This is a genomic window from Chryseobacterium turcicum (assembly GCF_021010565.1).
Lineage (GTDB): Bacteria > Bacteroidota > Bacteroidia > Flavobacteriales > Weeksellaceae > Chryseobacterium > Chryseobacterium turcicum.
The window spans coordinates 51,096-69,475 of record NZ_JAJNAY010000003.1; the positions used below are offsets into that span (position 1 = coordinate 51,096).

12 protein-coding genes and 1 pseudogene are annotated in these 18,380 nt (G+C 33.4%); 7 read left to right on the forward strand and 6 right to left on the reverse strand.

Annotation, left to right across the window (positions count from 1 at the left end):
• The first annotated feature begins 267 nt into the window (after positions 1–267).
• From LO744_RS20025 to LO744_RS20040, 4 genes are read left to right on the forward strand one after another with little or no spacing between them, the layout of a single operon-like run.
• Entirely contained in the window at positions 268–3,711 is a 3,444-nt protein-coding gene (locus tag LO744_RS20025) for a DEAD/DEAH box helicase (RefSeq protein ID WP_230672611.1), read from the forward strand.
• Positions 3,698–8,137 (forward strand): DarT ssDNA thymidine ADP-ribosyltransferase family protein, encoded by a 4,440-nt coding sequence (locus LO744_RS20030; protein WP_230672614.1) that lies wholly within the window; start codon positions 3,698–3,700, stop codon positions 8,135–8,137. Before LO744_RS20025 ends, LO744_RS20030 begins: the two co-directional genes overlap by 14 nt.
• A 45-nt stretch (positions 8,138–8,182) precedes the next feature.
• Positions 8,183–8,866, forward strand: a complete 684-nt coding sequence (locus LO744_RS20035) for a macro domain-containing protein (protein WP_230672615.1) — start codon at positions 8,183–8,185, stop codon at positions 8,864–8,866.
• Between the two features lie 15 nt (positions 8,867–8,881).
• Complete coding sequence (locus tag LO744_RS20040) at positions 8,882–10,042, forward strand: PIN domain-containing protein (RefSeq protein WP_230672617.1); 1,161 nt, start codon at positions 8,882–8,884, stop codon at positions 10,040–10,042.
• A gap of 914 nt (positions 10,043–10,956) precedes the next feature.
• Here LO744_RS20040 and LO744_RS20045 read toward each other — a convergent pair.
• Genes LO744_RS20045 through LO744_RS20055 form a run of 3 tightly spaced genes read right to left on the reverse strand, consistent with a single transcriptional unit; the run spans position 10,957 to position 12,021 of the window.
• Complete coding sequence (locus LO744_RS20045) at positions 10,957–11,508, reverse strand: recombinase family protein (protein WP_115949234.1); 552 nt, start codon at positions 11,506–11,508, stop codon at positions 10,957–10,959.
• 10 nt (positions 11,509–11,518) lie between these two features.
• On the reverse strand, positions 11,519–11,815 hold the full coding sequence (locus LO744_RS20050; RefSeq protein ID WP_115949233.1) for a type II toxin-antitoxin system RelE/ParE family toxin: 297 nt from the start codon (positions 11,813–11,815) through the stop codon (positions 11,519–11,521).
• A complete protein-coding gene (locus LO744_RS20055) occupies positions 11,803–12,021 on the reverse strand; it encodes a hypothetical protein (protein ID WP_123873365.1) in 219 nt (72 codons plus the stop codon). Before LO744_RS20055 ends, LO744_RS20050 begins: the two co-directional genes overlap by 13 nt.
• Before the next feature lie 157 nt (positions 12,022–12,178).
• Between LO744_RS20055 and LO744_RS20060 the strand changes: the two are divergent.
• From LO744_RS20060 to LO744_RS20070, 3 genes and pseudogenes are all read left to right on the forward strand, one after another.
• Positions 12,179–15,138: pseudogene (locus LO744_RS20060) on the forward strand (Tn3 family transposase).
• A gap of 131 nt (positions 15,139–15,269) precedes the next feature.
• Complete coding sequence (locus tag LO744_RS20065; protein ID WP_157969142.1) at positions 15,270–15,437, forward strand: hypothetical protein; 168 nt, start codon at positions 15,270–15,272, stop codon at positions 15,435–15,437.
• On the forward strand, positions 15,430–15,906 hold the full coding sequence (locus LO744_RS20070; protein WP_115949231.1) for a hypothetical protein: 477 nt from the start codon (positions 15,430–15,432) through the stop codon (positions 15,904–15,906). Before LO744_RS20065 ends, LO744_RS20070 begins: the two co-directional genes overlap by 8 nt.
• Positions 15,907–16,262: 356 nt before the next feature.
• Here the strand turns inward: LO744_RS20070 and LO744_RS20075 are convergent, their stop codons facing one another.
• From LO744_RS20075 to LO744_RS20085, 3 genes are all read right to left on the reverse strand, one after another.
• Positions 16,263–16,571: a HigA family addiction module antitoxin gene (locus LO744_RS20075; protein ID WP_090002445.1), complete on the reverse strand. Its 309-nt coding sequence runs from the start codon at positions 16,569–16,571 to the stop codon at positions 16,263–16,265.
• A 38-nt stretch (positions 16,572–16,609) separates the two neighbouring features.
• Positions 16,610–16,894 carry a type II toxin-antitoxin system RelE/ParE family toxin gene (locus LO744_RS20080; protein ID WP_090002447.1) on the reverse strand — a complete coding sequence of 95 codons (285 nt, stop codon included), beginning with the start codon at positions 16,892–16,894 and terminating at the stop codon, positions 16,610–16,612.
• Positions 16,895–17,037: 143 nt separating this feature from the next.
• Positions 17,038–18,159: a pepsin/retropepsin-like aspartic protease family protein gene (locus LO744_RS20085; RefSeq protein ID WP_090002449.1), complete on the reverse strand. Its 1,122-nt coding sequence runs from the start codon at positions 18,157–18,159 to the stop codon at positions 17,038–17,040.
• Between the last annotated feature and the right edge of the window lie 221 nt (positions 18,160–18,380).

Here is an 18,380-nt window from a genome sequence, read left to right on the forward strand (position 1 = left end):
TATCCCAAACCTTAATTTTCATCTTTCTCCTTTACGTTTTTTTTCTTCCGATTGCAGTTTGTATATTAGTGAATTCTGTAAAACCATTTATAACCTCAATTTTTTAGGTTGATGTTTCTTTTTTGGGAACTGTTAAGACTTGAAATTTAGATTTTGGACATAGAACTATTATAAAAACACTAATGAACACAATTGCAATGCTGCTTCATTCCAAAGAAAACTTAAACAGTTTCAGTCATTTACAGCACCCCGGAAAAATTAATATTTATGAGCCAAAAGGACGTCTGGAAAAAATACATCACCGCACAATCTAAAATTTTAGAGCACAAATCTAAACCAATTGGAATCGATACTACGACATCTGTTAAACTGGAAGGGTTGAAGTTGCGCATGTCTATCGACCAGGAAATATTCAAGCAGGTATTCAAAAAAAATGTAGAAGAAATATTTAAAATTAAAGACTTTGATTTTGAAAGTGGATATATCAAAACCAGCATTGAAAACACTTCAAATATCACCACAGAAAGCCTCGTAAAGCTTAAAGAACTTGCTGAAATATGTTATATTGACTTTAACGAAAATCCTGTTGTAGAAGGAGATGTTTTATCAAAAGATAGCGTAGCCAAAGAGGAATTGAAAAAAATTGTTGGAAACTTACCTACAACTTATGAGTTTAAAAATTCCGGTCTCATAAAGTTAACCTTAGACGAATGGAAGAAAACAAAAGGAATTAACGGACTTCAGTTTGCTCAAAAAATTGGGGCTGTTTATCCTATAAAACCATCTATTTCTTTCCTCATTTCATCGTATTACGGAAATTTAGAAATATCCGAAGAAAGAAATAAGCTTACGGTAAAAGGCGAACTGCATGAAGACATTTTCGGCATATTTGAAAAGCACTTTGGGTTACAGAAACGGGGAAAGACCTTGGAATTTAAATTTGAAAATGCCGAAAAACTAAAACGGAGAATAGCAGAATTAGAAAAAAAAGGAATAACACTTCCTCAACCGAAGGATAACAGCCTTTTTATTAATAAAAATCACTTTTTTGAATCCGAGAAATCGGACTTAAATTTTGAAGTCGCCCGTCTAAAACGTTTCTTCAGAAACTATTTTCCCGATAATCCTTGCGAATTTTCATATGTAACGGATTATTCATTTGATCTGCGGCAACTGGATCGCGGAATCGGTGAACTCGACCGAAATGAAGACGTTTTTTGGAACAGATTATTTACTGAAATCCATGGAAATGATTTTCAGATCAGTCTCGCACATGGTACTATTTCATTTGACTTTGTTACAGAAGATGAATTGCGCGAAAAGTTGACATTTATAAAGTCCTTTTCTTTCTTTGAGATTTACGACAGAGGCGAAAATCACAGATTCAAATTCAACATCAGATTCGAAACGGGCTTGCATAAATTACAATCAGATTTGAAAAATCAATTTCCCCGTCTGAACACAAAACTTATTGCTAATGGAGAGAAACTCATATTCCACCAATTTTATACTACTGGAAACAAAACGGAGATTCTTGCCCGTTTACAGAATCAACTGGACGATTGTGTTGATTCGGAATACTTCAGTTACACAATAAATAGTACGTTTCAGGAAAAATATCTTTGCGAAGAAAATTTTGAATTAAAAGTTGAACAGGAAGAAGATAAACTTTCAAAACTTTTAAGGCAGGATTTCTATTTCGGAACACCAAAAGAGAAATTCTATTTAGGTAAACTACAAAAAGTAGATTATCCAGACTTGCATTTTATAATAGATGAAGACAGGCTTCAAGAGGTAGTGGAAAACATCCGGGAAGAGCCTATTAAGGCAATTTTTCCCGACCTAAAAGGTGAGAAGGATAAAATTAAGCGATTGGAAGATACCGTTTCAAAACTTGACGATGAAAAATCAAAATTACCCAACGACAACGCAAAAATTTTTCTGTATGATTCATCCAAGGCAAAAAGCATTGACAACATTGAATATTTACTAAATAAAACAAGTGCGGAATGGCAGGATTTCGAAACCAATCTTTTTTCTAAATCATTAAATGAATCACAAAGACAGGCCATTTACAAATCACTTTATGCAGAAGAATTGGCCTTAATTCAGGGACCTCCGGGAACAGGAAAATCAACTGCGATTGCTGAAATAATTTGGCAGCACATCAGAATAGCTCAAAACGAGAAAAAGAAAACAAAAATCCTATTGACCTCGGAAACCAACCTTGCAGTTGATAATGCCATTGACAGATTAAAAAACACCCAAAACAATATGGTGAAACCAATTCGCTTCGGAAATACTGAAAATTTAGAATCGGAGGGGTATTTTTATTCGCTTGAAGCAATTAAAAATTGGGAGAAAACTGATGGGGCGCAAAACAATACGGTCTCTCATTGGGTAAACAACATTGAGAACAGAGTTAAAAATCACGAGGATGAAGAAATTAATTCCGCATTGAATAAATGGAAAACACATTTACAGAATCTAGACAGTGAAACTAAAAAATTATTTGCAGATAAATACTTGGAATATGTAAATCTCATTGGTGCAACAGGTAGTTCTATCGGAAAACTAAACTCAGAAAACAAATGGACGTCATTCTTTCGGTCATATCTCAATGTATTTAATAAAGAAAAGTACGAAAGAAACGATTTTAGAGACTGTAATAGTACAGAAATAGATTTTGATACCATTATTATAGACGAAGCCAGTAAAGCAACCCCTCCCGAACTTGCTTTGCCTGTGTTGTACGGTAAAAAATCTATTATCGTAGGTGACCACAGACAGTTGTCACCAATGATCGACGGTGAAGAGATCAAGGATTTACTCGTTTCATTAGGCGAAAAAGAACTGGCCCAAACGCTTTCCCAAAAAGAATTTGAAACATCTCAATTTGAAAGGTTGTTTACCAATATTGATGAAAGCATTAAAGGAACCTTTAATGAACAATACCGAATGCACCCGGCAATTAATGATGCTATCGCACAATTTTACAAAGAAGACGGCGGTTTAAACTGTGGCTTACCATTACAGGAAGTAAACCACAGTTCTTTTGATAATTGGGATTCAAGGTATCACGGTTTAAAATTTAAAGATATAATAGCACCCGATACGCATACCATTTGGGTGGACGTCTCATCGCCGGAAATTAAAGAAGGAACATCACGAGTTAATTTCGGTGAAATTGAGGCAATTGATAACATATTGACAGCACTTAAAAATTCTGACGGAAAAAAGGAGTTGGATGAATGGCTTTCAAACCAAACTCTGGAGGAGAAACAAATCGGCCTTATTAGTTTTTACGGAAAACAAATTCACTCCATCAATAAAATGCTTAAGGAAAAACATGAGGAACTCCCAATTCGGCTGAGCACTGTTGATAGATTTCAAGGCATGGAAAGGAACATTATGATTGTTTCAATGGTGCGTAGTAATAAGATAGCATCTTTTCCAGGACAACAGCCAGATTTTGAGTTGCACCCGGTTCTGGGTTATCCATCCCAGGAAAGTCTAGGATTTGCAGAATCACCTAACCGATTAAATGTGGCCTTGTCAAGAGCGAGACGATTGCTTATCATTGTTGGAGACAGTCAGCATTTTTGCAGAAAAGACATTTACAAGAATGTATTTAATACTATTCAACAAAACGGAAAAATAATCAGTGCACAAAAATTACAAAAAGCAGTAGAACAGAATGAACAGCACTAAGATCATATACTCATCATTTCCGTTTGAATGGACGGTTAAATCTACATCTTGCGACATTCGATATAGACAGGCTTTTGATATTAATGAAATCGATGAGATATTTTGTTCTATCATTAAAGCAAAAGGAAACGAAATTCAATTGGCTGAACTGGGTCATCTTTTAGGGTTCAACTTGGTGGATTTGGCCGAAAAAGATATTTTACACACGTATCTGAAAGGCATTGGTGAATACAACTTAATTAAAATAAATGGTGAAAGAATTCAAATAACCGAATTTGGAACGGAAGCGTTACAATCGAAACTCAAATACAAATATTTCAATGCCTCAACAGAAGTGTTCGAAAATCAGACAGCCTTAGGTGAAAGTCTTGATTTTTCATTTGAAAAAATCTTTAATTTAGAAAATAGAAGAATTCACTCAAGAGAGCATACAGCAGAAACATTTGAAAACCCTGAACTAAAACAAAAACTTCAATTTCAGCTTTTCGGAAACGATATCTACAAAGGGGAAATTATTGATCTGCACGAAAGTAATCCAAACATCAGCTACAGAATGATTTCTTTACAGTGCGAAACTTTTGAACTTGACAATTCAACTCAACTTTCCATTTATAATTCAGATGTAATTCAAACCGATATTCAAGAATTAATAAATTTACCCGAAAACGAAATACTGAAGACGCAATTGCTTAGACTGGGTATGTATCATCATATTCTTTCACACAATGAGTTCATTAATGTTCAGGATATTAAAATGTACATTGATTTATGGAATTGGAAAGAACTTGCGGAAAATCCAAAACTCGACTGGAGTGACAAAAGCATTTTTAAATTATTTAAAGAAAATGGCAACGGAGGTGTTTGGTCTTCTATTTCTGCAAAAGCCCCTGTTGAAAGTATAAAGCCTGTTCTTCAGGTATATGCGGAATATTGGGATTGGACGATCCTAACGCGGAGAGTGGATGATGATTTTTTAAAAGAACATATTGAAAATTTCAATTGGGATTTTGAAGAGCTTTCATACAGGAATAATGAACTTCTTACCGCCTTACTACAAAATCCAAATTTGAAAAATGGCGATTGGGACTGGAATTATTTGTCTAAAAATCTGCCCGACAGATTTATTGAAAAACATATTGATGATTTTCATTGGGACTTTTATTTAATCACGGAGGTTAAAAGTAATATTTTACGAAATCTGCTTTCAAAAGGAGGTAAGAATAATTCTGAATATGCGAATGTTCTACTAAGCAAATCATGGAATTGGAATTTTATTTCTGAAGAATTTAATGTACAATTTCTATACAATCAAATATCATCCTTAGCGGAAAGAGTTGATTGGGAAATTGCACTAAATAGGTTCTTAAACGATGATGAAATTTCCGTCAAATGTCTAAAAAGCGAGTCCTTCAGATCAATCTTAATAAAGTATATACCTGAAAACTTTATTGTTGCGCATCAAAAATACTACTGGTCACCAGCCCTCATTGCTTTTTTTGATGAACATAATTTAATCCAATGGGAAAGTCACACCTATATTGACGGATTTGACACAAATGAACATGTAGAATGGGACAGAACCACCTTCCAAAACTTCCACAGTCGTATCAACACTGAAAGTGGTTTTTTAAATGTCAGTAGACAAATTACGGATCATAATCTGTTAACTGATTTTCCTGCTTTCCCCTGGAATTGGCATGGCATATCGCAAAACAAAAATCTTTTTAGTAATTCCATATTTGTTCAGAATGCTTTTACTGGGAAATTTCCTTTTTCCAATAATCTGGAGTGGCATGAAATCTTATCGCACTCTAATTTGGATGTTTCTTTTTGGAACAAAAATCTAGATGCTTTTCATAACGGTACTGACGGAGAAAGACACAATTTATTTTGGAATTTGCTAACAAAAAAGCAAAATCAGGATTACATTTTTTCTAACGCGCATTTCCCTTGGGATTGGAGTTACACTACACAAAACACTTCTGAAGAAATAATTCTTGAAAGCGTTGAAGATGAAGAGCTTATTGAAAAATGGGATTGGTCAATTGCAACCCGGAAACTCAGCAAAGACATAATTTTAGACAATTTAGAAGATCTGGCGTTATACATAGATTGGAAATATTTGATTAATGATGTATTTACGATTGAACAGGAACTTTCAATGGATAAGCAACTTCCTAGAATTGCAACTTGCCTAACTGTTTTAGAAGATGATAATCGCGGTGAGGTTTGGAGAGACTTAACATCAAAATTTCCATTTGATATAGTATTACCTACTGTTTTAGATACGGTTCACTATGATGTTTTTGAGTGGGATTGGGAATTCATTTCTAACCATAGCCATTTTCCCACGGACATAAAGACAATTAACAAATTCAGTAATAAAATTGATTGGTCTATTTTTACTCAAAGCAATGCTATTCAGAAAAAATTTAATCCCGACAGTTGGGAAAACAACACAGAATGGTATAAGAATGTTGACCGCTATTTACAACGGTTTATTGAATATTGGGATTGGCAGGCATTATCTCAAAATAAAAATATAAACCACAATCGATCTCTGTTAAAAAAGTATAAGGGTGCAAATTGGGACTGGCAGTACTTAACCGAGTTTGGCGGTTTTCTTACTGCGCAGAAAAAAGATAGAGGAATTCCAAAATATTTAGATGATGTAATAAAACAATTTCCAAAAATCAAGTTTGAAATTCTTTCAAATCGGAAAGATATAAAACTAGATAGTGCTTTAATACTTTCAAACAAAGATAAAAACTGGGATTGGCAAATATTATCTGCGAATGAGCAGGCCGAAATATCCTATGAATTACTGGAGCTAAAAGACAGAAACTGGAATTGGCAGAGCCTTTCGCAAAGAAAAAATATTGAATTCAGCAATGAGATGCTTTTGCAACTCATAGAAAAAGACTGGGATTGGTATAATTTATCCGGAAACAAAAATCTTGTTTTCACAGCGGAATTTATTGAGAAAACAAAATCAAAATTATGGAATTGGCAAGCGGTGTCACGTCATGCAACCTTTTACCCCACCGTCGATATACTAACTCTTACCAAAGATTTTGATTTAGATTGGAAACATCTTTCGCAACATTCAAGCTTATTACCCACCAAAGCATTACTCAGTAAATTTGAATCGAAGTGGGATTGGCAGATTATTACTGAAAATCCGAGAATAAATTTTTCAGACATTGGGCTTATAGATCGTTTTGCTGATAAATGGAATTGGCATTTTATATGCAAATCTGGAAACCTTCGGTTAACGGTTGAGATATTAAATAAATTTAAAGAGTATTTAGACTGGAACTTAATTTCCGCAAACACCAACATAGATTTTACAGAACAAATTATTCAGGAGTTTAGGCAGTATTGGAATTGGACCGCGCTCAAAATTAACAAACGTGTTGAAGAACTTTTAGGCAATTATGTATCGTTTGAAATAAGTAAGAATCCCACTTTAAATTTCATTGATAGAATTGAACAGCAACGGTCGGAATGGAAAGGCAATGTTTATCACTTTTCCCATATTGACAATGCGGTTGAAATAATTAAAAACAGAAAAATTCAAAGCAGAAATAAAGCAAACATAAAAGGTGATGCGGCAGGAAATGTTGTGCATTTGCGTAACGATGCTCACGACTTTGCCCGCTTTTATTTCAGACCACATACACCAACCCAGTTTTACAATGAGTTTTTGGGAAAAAGTATAAATGACGGATATGAAAGTAATGGAAACTGGGTTTCATGGTATGACAAAGCAAGAGGTCTGGGATTTCCCAAATGCCCGATTCCAATCTTCTTTAGGTTTTCTCTAAAAGAGGTTTTATTTAAACATGAAAAAGAATGTTGCGTAAGTAACGGCAATATGCAAACAAGTGCTACAAAGTTTGGAAGCATCGAAGAAATGATTAATAAATTCGGTTTTGAGGATTTATATTATACGCCACAACAATACGCAACAAAAAACGATTACAGCAGATACCGAAACTATGCTCAACAAGAGTTTTTGGTAAAGAATGAACTTTGTTTTGACGACTTATCCGATTTTGAAATTGTTTGTCCTTCGGGACAAGACAGAAAACTACTCATAAATTTATTGGGAAGTGAGCAAAAAGATATTTTTTCAAAAATTGTTGTGGATAGAACTTATTACAACAATGAAAATCCACGAGTAAGAATTGAAGAAGAGGAATCGGAATTGCACATCAAATCGGAGTTTGATGGGAAGGGCTATTTCGTTTTAAACGGAACATCCAACATCAAAGAATTGGAAATTCTTGCAGGCGACGTTAGTAAATTAGACAAAGACAAGATCTTTTTCAATTCTTTCGTTTCTATCGGAAACATAAATCAGAACATTCAATTAAACTTTATAGATGAATCCGGCAGAAATTGGTTTATGTATTCAAAGTGATACACTTCAATCTCTTTTAAATTTCAAGACAATACCCGATAAATTATGGCTGTAAAACATATAAAAGGAAATATTTTTAATACTAAGTGTCAAACCATTGTAAATACTGTAAATTGTGTTGGCGTAATGGGGAAAGGAATTGCTTTTGTGCATAGGCTCCGATACCCTAAAATGTACGAGGAATACAGAGAGCACTGTAAAAATAAATTGATAAAAACAGGTTCATTGTGGTTGTATACTAAACAAGAAAATGCACCCTGGATTTTAAACTTCCCGACAAAGTTCCATTGGAAATATCCCAGCAAAATAGAATGGATAGAGCAAGGTTTACAAAAGTTCGTTGAAACCTACGAAGCGAAAGGAATTACATCTATTGCGTTCCCTCTACTTGGTACACATAACGGAGGCTTAGATACAAATGAAGTGAAAATTCTTATGGATCAGTATTTAAAAAAGTGTAGCATTGATATTGAAATATATGACTACGACCCCAATGCAAAGGATGATTTATTTGCTTCGTTCAAAATAAAATGGATGTCGTTAGATGAAAAGACGGTAAAAGCGGAAACTGGCATACAGGCTCAATATGCAAAAAAGATAACAGAAATAATTCAAAATGGGGAAATAAATTCTATGATTGCATTAGCAAACTATGACGGTATAGGAGAAAAAACTTTAGAAAAAGCGTTTAATTATGTCTTAAACGCGCCACATAAAAATATAAAATAATGAAATTTAATGGTAATGAATGCTAATAATCATATCGAAGATATATGTCGTAAAGTTCCATTTTTCACTCCTTTGTATAATGCCCGTGTGCGGCACTATGTAATAAGAGAGCATATAATTAATGTTTATAATCAGTTTGAAAGATATTTCAGTAATAACTTCGACGAAAGTAAAAAAGATTGGTTCCGATTATTTTTACTTCTCCACGACATTGGAAAGTCAGTAGCTTTTAAAAAAGGTAACAGAGAAAATCAAATTATTGATACAATCATTTTGATTGAGCAATATAAAACCGAGCTTGATTTATCTGGTGAAAAAGTAGGCTTATACAATGCCCTACTTAAAGCAGGAAACTTGGGAAAATACATGGAATCAAAAATTTCTTTAGATGATGCATATAATACTATTGTGGAACAAAGCAATATTGTGAAACTGCCACCTAAGCAGTTTTTATATCTTTCATCTGTTTATTATCAATGTGATGTTGCAAGTTACACCAGAGATGCTGGAGGAATACCATTTTTGGAACATTTATTTGAATATCAGAATGGTGAAAAGGTATATTGCGAAGATACCCATTTATTGAAGTTGTCCGAAGTCTATGCCAAGAAATATAGCATTCTATCAAATAAAATTCATGAATACATTCAAAATCATAATAATGGTGAAGAATCCACTGAAGTGCCTGGTGCATCACAATTAAAAATAATTGGTAAGATTGATCTCTCAAAATTTGAAAAACCTAAAAAGGAAATACGTAAAGACAAAGAAAATATTTATATAATTGATACGAACGTCTTTATAGATTGTCCTGAAATAATTACCAAAATTGACAAGCAATATCAAATTGTCCTTTCAGCAAAAGTAATTGACGAACTTGACTATTTGAAAATTTCACTTACAGAAGAGAAAAAGAGAAATGTTCAGAAAGCGTTAAAGTTAATCAATGAAGGTTTAGATAAGCGAAATGTTAAAATGAACATAGCTGATATAACTTTGTTGCCGGATGATCTTAACAAGAAATCTCCAGATAACTTAATTTTGTCCGTAGCATTAAAACACCTAGCAGAAAATCCCATTCTACTTACTTCAGACAATGGCCTGCAAGCTAAAGCAAAAGGTTTTGGTGTTACGACTATAACATTAAGAGAATTTCTAAAGCAAACAAAATATTAATAGAAAAAGTTGGTAGCACATTAATCATGTGTCAAATTTATTTTTTTTGAGGGTAGGAGCTATCAATCCCCGCTCTGCCACAGCAAGTAACATAATGGAAATTATGTTAAATGCTTTCCTTTGGTAGCGGCGAAGCCGCCACCAGCCACCACTTTCCAGCCGCTCGCGTAGTTATAATTGACAAGTAATGTTCCGATAGAACAGCCCACAAGTTGAAAAGTATGTCACAAAACCCCCATGTTCCTGCAGTCCATATACTGCTTTTTTTTCAGCGGAAAGTTTAGTGGCAGTATATGCACTTCGGCACCGCACATAGCAGTATTCCGGGCAGCGAAGAAAATGCTTATGCCATCACTTTCCCTTTGCCCGCTTTGCCATCGCTGCAGCATTTTTTTCACTACCCTCCATACCGCTATTTTTCCAGCACAATAGGGTAGGGTTAATTGAAAGGGATTTGCCATCGCTTTCCCATGTGCCGATAGCCGATAAACTTCTTTTTTTTGGAAGAAATTTGTAGTGGAAGTTTATCCGCATTCGGCACCGCGCACAGCAGTATTCCGGTATTCCAAGTGGAAAAGACGGTCAAATTGACCACCTAATTTCGGAGTAAATTGACCACTGATTTCGGAGCAAAGTGACCACCACTTTTCGGTTTAAAATGACCACCTGTTATTTGGGTTATATTTGAGATAAAAACGACTTGATTTTTTCATGATGTTAGCGTCATACATTCGTTAAAAAAAGCGGATTATGGCAAATAAAATAACAGACATGAGTAAAATTAGAAAAGTCATAAAATTCTACAGCACTGGAAAGAGCAAGTTATTTATAAGCAGCTATTTGGGGTCAGTCGACGAAAAGTAAAATTTTGTACGTTAAGGATAAAATCTATTAAAAGGTTTTGTTTTAATAGATTAAACTGATTTAATTAGTCGGTAAATAGTAGCCGGATGAACATCGAATAGTTTGGCTACTTCGGGAGCTGTTTTTCGTCCCGATTGGATAAGATGTTTTATTTCTTTTCTTTGGACTTCTTTCAGTTTAGGTTTTCTCCCCCCGATTCTTCCCTCTTTTCGGGCGTGTTCAAGTCCTTTTTTAGTACGTTCTTTAAGCATTTCCCTTTCAAATTCCGCAAAAACTCCTACCATCTGCATCATCATTCTTCCTGAAGATGTGGTTGTGTCAATAGATTCTGTAAGGCTTCGGAATCCCGATTTTTTACCTTCAATCTGTTCTATCAAGAAGAGAAGATCCTTCAGTGATCGGGAAAGCCTGTCCAGCTTCCAGACAATAACAATATCGTCTTTGCGAAGATGGCTAAGAAGTTCTTTAAGTTTAGGGCGATCCCATCTTCCTCCGGAAACCTTTTCCTCAAAGATAAGTTCACAACCGGCTTTTCTCAAAGCTTCAATCTGAACCGAATTATCCTGCTCCTGAGTGGAGACTCTGGCATATCCTATTAACATAGATAGTATTTTATAATTCTAAATCTTGTGGATTTTTATGTCCGTCCCAAAAGGAAAGAATTTGAATTGTTTTGTTATTGATTCTATAAAAAATTAAAAATTTTCTAAGGACAACTACATAACGTACACCAGAAATATCAAAAACTTCCTGTCCTGCGTATGGATTATTGGCAATGTAATCTTCTTTTTCAGAAACCTGTTTTACGATCTTCTTTGAATAAGTGGCAGACTTGTTATGGTTGATCCAAAATTCCAAAGCTTCCAGATATAAACGTTCTGCTTTTTCAGTCCATTCTATTTCGAACATAAAGCCTCCGCTTTTTTTCTTACTTCTTCACTTGAAATGAGCCTTCCCTCTTCTGCATCTTTTATACCTTCTAAGACAGATTGTTTTATTTCTTCAGAAATTATAATGTCTTCCTGGCTTTTAAAACGGATTTTCATTTCTTCTAAAAAAGCTTCAATAACGGAGAATTGTTTTGGGTTATCCGGATAAATAACAATACTTTTCATGATAAGATTATTTACACAAAGATAAAAATTTCGCACAAACATATCGCAAAATATTTTTATTTTGCAATACTTTTTTGCGACTGTAAAATTCATGCTTCCCGAACATTCTGAGTTCTGTTGCAAAAAGGATCGTTTGTGCAAAGAATAATTTGAAATTATGGCTTTAAGAAAAATATTATCTGAAAAAGAGAAAGAAAATTTAATTGAGTCTCCTTCTTTAAAAGAAGACATCATACGTTGGTATACTCTTGCGGAATCTGATATTATAATTATTGAGCAAAATTGTAGAGGCACTGCAAACAAATTAGGGTTTGCTATACAACTATGTTATCTACGGTTTCCAGGCAAGGTTTTAAAATCTAACGAAACTCCGGAGTTTTTGCTATTACAATATGTTTGCGAACAACTTAATATTAATCAATCTGTTTGGGAAAAATACGCTGTTCGGGATGTAACCAGAAGAGAGCATATTACATTAATCAGAAAAATTTTTGGCTTCAAAACATATAGTGAATTTGAGCAGGAAGCTTCTTTAAAATATATTCATGATAAAGCACTACAAACAGATAGAGCTGTAATTATAGCTGAGGAATTCATCACTTATTTAAGGACAAATAAAATACAGCTTCCTTCTATCAATACAATTGAAAGGCTTTGCTCAGAAGTCCTAATCAATGCAGAAAAGCAAATTTATGATACCCTGAGTTCTTCATTGTCCAATCATCAGAAACAGTTATTAGATGCTCTTCTCAACTTACAGGAAAAAGGCAGCGTCAGTCAACTAAATTGGCTCAAGCAATCCCCACAGGCGGTCAATTCAAAATTTTTACTGATGCACATAAAGAGGTTGAGAACAATTAAAGATATTAATTTTCCAAAAGATATTGGTAAGGATATTCATCAAAACCGATTACTAAAAATAGCCAGAGAAGGGAGACAGATGACACCACAGCATCTAAGGGATTTTGAAGAATCCCGGAGATACGCAACATTGGTAGCAATACTTCTGGAAACCAAAGCTTCTATTATCGATGAAATTATAGAAATGAATGATAAGATCATCGGTTCTTTATTCAGATATGCAAAGAATACACAAACACAAAAAATGCAGGACTCTGGAAAATCTATGGGAGAACAGCTCGGTATATTTTTTAAAATTGGAAATGCACTTCTTGATGCAAGAGAAACAGGAGAAGATCCTTTCGATGCTGTTGAGTCGGTTATTTCGTGGGAAGCTCTGGCTCAAAGTATTTCGGAAGCTAAAAACTTAACGGCTAAACAAAATTTTGACTCACTATATTTTATATCCGATAAATATTTCACGATAAAAAAATATGGTGGAGAATTTCTGAAAGAGTTAGAACTCCGTTCTGCCCCTGTAGCAGAAGATATTTTAAAGGCAGTGGCTATCCTGATCGACTTATATGAAGGAAAAATAAAAAGGCTTCCGGAAAAGCTACCATCAGGTTTTATAAGAAAAAGATGGGAAGAACTTGTATTTACTGAGAACGGTACCGATAGAAAGTTTTATGAACTGTGCATATTTTCTGAACTCAAGAACCATCTGCGTTCCGGAGATCTTTGGGTGCAGGGATCAAGACAGTACAAAGATTTTGAAGATTATCTTATTCCTGCAGACAGATTTACTGAAATGAGAGATCAGAATCAAGTTCCTCTTGATGTAGCTTTGAATGTAGAAAAGTTTCTTTCAGAGCGGATGGAGCTTCTTTCAAATAAAATACAAATCGTTTGTAAACTTATTGAAAGCAATGAACTTCCGGACTCTTCTATTATTAAAGACAGAATAAAAATTAAACCTCTTGAAAATACAGTTCCTGAAGAAGCTGAAGTTTTAGGAAAAAAAATATACGGTTTGCTTCCTCTTATTAAAATTACCGATCTTTTGAAAGAAGTCGATCAGTGGACGGGCTTTACAGACAAATTTATTCATCTAAAATCCGGAAATAAAGCTGATGAAAAGAAACTGTTACTTACTGTAATACTGTCAGATGCCATCAATTTGGGTTTAAGAAAAATGTCTGAAGCTTCTCCGGGAACTTCCTATGCAAAACTCTCATGGCTTCAGGCGTGGCATATCCGGGATGAAACGTATTCTTCAGCATTAGCGGAAATTATCAATACTCAATCCGATCATTCATTTTCTTCTTACTGGGGAGAAGGCAAAACATCTTCTTCGGACGGTCAAAGGTTTGCTACCGGAAGCTATGCGCAAAGAACCGGAAATATTAATCCGAAATATGGAAGCAGTCCCGGAGTTCAGTTTTATACTCATATCTCCGATCAGTACGCGCCTTTCCATACCAAGGTCATCAATGTAGGAGTGAGGGATGCTACCTATCTTTTGGATGGGCTTCTCTATCATGAATCTGATGTACAGATAGAAGAACATTATACAGATACTTCGGGGTTTACCGATCATGTGTTTGCTTTGATGCAGTTATTGGGATTTAAATTCGCCCCAAGAATTAGAGATTTAAATGATAAGAAGCTATTTATTCCTGAAGCATCTACGGGCTATTCTGCTTTATCAGAACATATAGGAGGAACAATCAACAGTAAAAAGATTATTCAAAATTGGGACGAAATTTTAAGGCTTGCAGCTTCCATAAAAAATGGAACTGTTACAGCTTCACTCATTGTAAAGAAGATTGGAAGTTATCCAAGGCAAAACGGACTGGCTGTAGCATTGCGGGAATTGGGTAAAATTGAAAGAACCTTATTTATGCTCGACTGGTACATGAGTCCGGAACTTAGGCGCAGATTTACTGCGGGGCTTAATAAAGGGGAAGCCAGAAATGCTTTGGCAAGAGCTGTATATTTTAACAGGTTTGGAGAAGTCAGAGAACGTAGCTTTGAAAATCAACGCTATAAGGCAAGCGGTCTTAATTTGGTAACCGCTGCTATTGTTTTATGGAATACGGTTTATATTGAAAAAGCATGCAGCACCTGAAAGAACAGGGCGAAGAAATTAATGAAGAGTTACTTCAATATCTTTCTCCTTTAGGATGGGAACATATTCACCTTACCGGAGATTATGTTTGGGAAGAGAGAATCAAACTTAAAAAAGGAGAGTTTAGAGCTTTGAGAAATTTGTAACAAGCAATGTCAATCATTAAATTATGCTGATATTATGAAAGTATATTATTATAATAGGTCAACTATAATAAAAAATGTAGAATTTATCTAAATTAGTAAACATTTTAAATTTTAGGGTATTTATGAAAATCTTGTTAGCAATAGTCGGTTTTGTCCTTGGAAATATTTTTGGAATTGCAATTTTGGCGCTTTACTCTACTTTAGCTAATAGTCAGATGGGAAATCCATTCTTACTATCAACCAGCTTAGGAATTATATGTGCAATTGTAGGATTTAATATGAAAAAAAATAATGAGTAAGGGGAAAAAAATATACATTTTTGTTAGTATCATTATTGTACTTAGTTTATGGTTAAAGTTAGAATTTTATTCAAAAGATTATTATGCTGCTGATAATTTTACAGATGATAGATATGAATTACAAGCGGCAAGATTTATTGAATCTAGACATATTCGAGAAAGATTTGATAATATATATCCTTGGATAATACCTTTTTTCTCTGATGATGTAGAATATTTTTACGGACATTCAAATCCATCAAAAGCATATATTAAATTATATTATATGTTTCAAAATTGGTTTTATAAACCATATATAACCGTAGAGGAATGGAGATTGACACATTATTTTCCCGAAAGTGACCAAGTTAGATATAGGTTAATTGGAACTCAAAAAATTAATGGTGTAGAATATAAATTTGATGAAATAGTAACCTTCAACCATTCTGGAGAGATTGTTCACATAGATGATCTAACAAATCAAGATTAAATTAGAAACATTTACTTAAACTATTAAATATTGAAATCTAATAGATTTTATCCTTAACGTACAAAATTTTACTTTTCGTCGACTGACCCCAATTATGCAGATTTACATCATTGTTATGGTGATGGAGCAGACACTTTTCTTTTGTTAAAATAAATACATTTAATAAAAAAATCCGCCTCAGTAACAACTGAGGCGGATTTTTTGTGCTTATAATTTGCTTATTATTGTAAATTCCAGTGATATTGACCACCTGGTTTCAATTTAAAGTGACCATGATAAACGCCCGTATTAAACACACGAATAAATTAAAAAACTCTGGAATTAATTCCAGAGTTTTCAAGTTTTAAATTTCTGCTTTATGCAGTTTCAAATTTATCTAAGTGAATATCTTTTTCTTCAAACTCTTTTTCTGCTTGCCTTAAGTCATAAGCATACTGCAATCTTAACCATATCCCAGGATTTCCACCAAAAACTCTTGAAATTCTGATTGCCATGAGAGGACTAATTCCACTTTTTCCATTAACAATATTGGAAAGATTTGGACGAGTTACTCCTAAAAGCTGTGAAGCTTTTTCAACAGTCAAAAAATTAGTTTTGAAAATCATTTCGGAAAGAATTTCTCCGGGATGCGTATTGTGCTTAATTGCACGAGTTATAGGTTTCATAATGTTCGATTTCTATTTGATTTTAAAATTTTATTAAGTTAATGAGTATCAAGTAAATCTAAATCATAAACATTTTTATTTTCAAATTTGAATATAATTCTATAATTACCTGTTACATCTAATGACCAAAAGTCTTTTAATTTTCCTTTAAGTGGATGTATTCTTAAATTTTTAAAAGCTTCAAAGTCATGGGGAACTTCCTCTGCATTATCTAAAAGGTCTAATATTATCCTTATCTTAACTACCATTTCAGATGGTAATTTACTTTCATCGTCTTTGGTCCAAAAATTCTTCAGACCTTTATGTTTAAAAGAGCTAATCATTATTACATTTATTATTAATTTATTTTATTAAACTTCTCTTACTTTAAGAAAGTGTAAAGTTACGCAATACGCTTGAGAAATCCAAATTAATAATATTTTCTATTAACTTTATAGATAGACTAAACCTATAACTATTTTAGTTTTCAATTCAAATAAAGCAGAACATTTTTCTTTTCTAGAATAAACTTTTTATTAGATTCGTTTTCTATTGTGATAGTTTTGCTGTTATCTAATATTTTTCTTACTTCACAGTATTTTTCTGCAGTTATCTTAGATACATCAATATCATTTATTTTAAGAATTTTTTCACTTACATTTAATTCTGATAATGAAGGAATTTGGAGTTTATTTACAATAATCAAACTATTATCAATAGGAGCTAAAGAAATACCAAAACTATTATATTCAGGAGTTTTATCTGTTGAATTTAAAATAATATTATTATTGATAAAATCAAGATCAACCAAATAGTTTTCTATAAATCTAATACCTATCAAATTTAGTGGATCAGAGCTACTATCAATAATTTGATTTTTTAAATTAGTCTTGTTAAATTCTATTTCCATTAAATCGACTTGTCTCTCGCCTTTGTTTACACTATTTAAACCTTGTGATAACAAGCCTTCAAAAGTCAAAAAATCACTGTCTTTTATTGAATTATATAAATTTTGACTAAGTGTAATGCCCATTCCGGAACCGGAGTCGAATATGAATTCAGCATCTTGATTTCTTATTTTTCCTTTCACTCTAGGAACACTTGTAAAATTATCTTCGGAAAAAGGTATAGTAACTGAAGTGGGTGAATTTGTTAACGACTTATCAAATACGCTAATTGTTTTTGTTTTGAAATCAATACGCCATATTTTACCTTTCATCATATTAGCACCTAATATCCCACTGATTTTTTTACAAGCCCGACCAGTCATCCAACTAACATCTGTAAAGGAAAAATTTACATTTTTAAATTTTAAATCGGATACTATCAAATCATTTGTTGAAAAAACATCCATTTTTGATTTCACGTTATGTGCATCACTAGCTTCAAAAATTATACTGCTCTTTTTTTCGTTGATTTTGCCTTTTAGTTCCGAAGAAATAATAGTGAATGCACCCGTATCAAACAAAAAATAATGCTTTTGTTTTTTAATATCTACTGGTACAAATATTTTCCCATCAATCAATTCAAAAGGGATTGTTGTAGCATTAAAAAATGAAGAAAACAATAGTAATGTAACTATAAATAAATGCTTTTTAATATTTTTCATGTTTTATTTATCTAAGGTGTTAAGCAAATATAAGATAAAAAAAAGACTGCCCGTGAGGCAGTCCTTTGATTTCAAAATGAATCTTTCTTTAAAATTACCAAGTCCACTTAACAATCACGGTACCTGTCACAGTAGTTGAACCTGTCTGGGGTCAGTCGACGAAAAGTAAAAAAAACAGGGTTAAGGATAAAATCTATCATATTTTTTGCTTTGAATAGATT